Source organism: Azospirillum tabaci (assembly GCF_014596085.1).
Classification (GTDB): Bacteria; Pseudomonadota; Alphaproteobacteria; order Azospirillales; family Azospirillaceae; genus Azospirillum; species Azospirillum tabaci.
Window position 1 is genome coordinate 1 of the sequence record NZ_JACCJY010000074.1, and the last position, 1,264, is coordinate 1,264.

The window sequence follows — 1,264 nt, forward strand, 5'->3', positions numbered from 1 at the left end:
TGCCCGCCGGGTCGGTCAGGCCCAGCGTGAGGGTGAGGGGGCCGTCGCCCAGGCCGGAGAGGTCCAGCCCGGTCACCCGCATGGTCGGGCCGCTCATCACGCCGCTGCCGGTGACCTGGCCGCCGCCCGCCGAGACGATCGTCCAGCTGTAGGCGGCCCCGGCCTCGCCGCCGCTGATGGTGAAGGCGGCGCTGGACTGTTCGACGGCGTCGATGCTGTCGTCCTCGAACAGCACCGTCGCGGTGGGAGCGGTGGTGTCGATGGTCAGGGCTTGCGTGCCGGGGGCCGAGACGTTGCCCGCCGCATCGGTGGCGGTGGCCGACACGGGGTTGGTGCCGTTGGCGTTGAGGCTGAGCGTGCCGGTGACCGGGGTGGCGGTGGCGAGGTTGACGGACCAGCTTCCGCCGGTGGCGGTGGTGGAGTAGGTGGCGCCGCCTACCGTGACGGTGACGGTGCTGCCGGCTTCGGCCGTGCCGGTGAGGATGGGCGTGGTGCTGTTGCTGAGGGTCGTCGCAATGACCGGAGCGTTGGGGTTGGTGGTGTCGATGGTCAGCGTCTGCGTACCCGGCGCCGAGACGTTGCCCGAAGCGTCGGTGGCGGTGGCCGACACGGTGTTGGCGCCGTTGGCGTTGAGGCTCAACGCTCCGGTGACCGGCGTCGCGGTGGCGAGGTCGACGGACCAGTTCCCGCCCGTGGCGGTGGTGGTGTAGGTCGCCCCACCCACCGTGACGGTGACAGTGCTGCCGGCTTCGGCGGTGCCGCCGATGGTGGGCGTCGTGCTGTTGCTCAGCGCGGCGCTGGTCACCACCGGCGCGTTCGGCGCGGTGGTGTCAATGGTCAGCGATTGCGTGCCAGCGGCCGAGACGTTGCCGGCGGCGTCGGTGGCGGTGGCCGAGATCGGGTTGGCGCCGTTGGCGTTGAGGCTCAGCGACCCGGCGATCGGCGTCGCGGTGGCGAGGTCGACGGACCAGCTTCCGCCCGTCGCCGTGATGGTGTAGGTGGCGCCGCCCACCGTTACCGTCACCGTGCTGCCGGCCTCCGCCGTGCCGGTCAGGGTCGGCGTCGTGCTGTTTGTCAGCACGGCGCTGGTCACCACCGGGGCGTTGGGCAGTGTGGTGTCGATGGTCAGCGTCTGCGTGCCGGGGGCCGAGACGTTGCCCGAAGCGTCGGTGGCGGTGGCCGACACGGTATTGGTGCCGTTGGCGTTGAGGCTCAGCGAACCGGTGACCGGCGTCGCCGTGGCGAGGTCGATGGACCAGGTCCC

1 protein-coding gene is annotated in these 1,264 nt (G+C 71.9%); it reads right to left on the bottom strand.

The window, feature by feature from the left end; translation table 11 throughout:
* Positions 1-1,264, bottom strand: a 1,264-nt coding sequence (locus H0B54_RS29285) for a beta strand repeat-containing protein (protein WP_246472987.1), incomplete at both ends; no start/stop codon positions are given.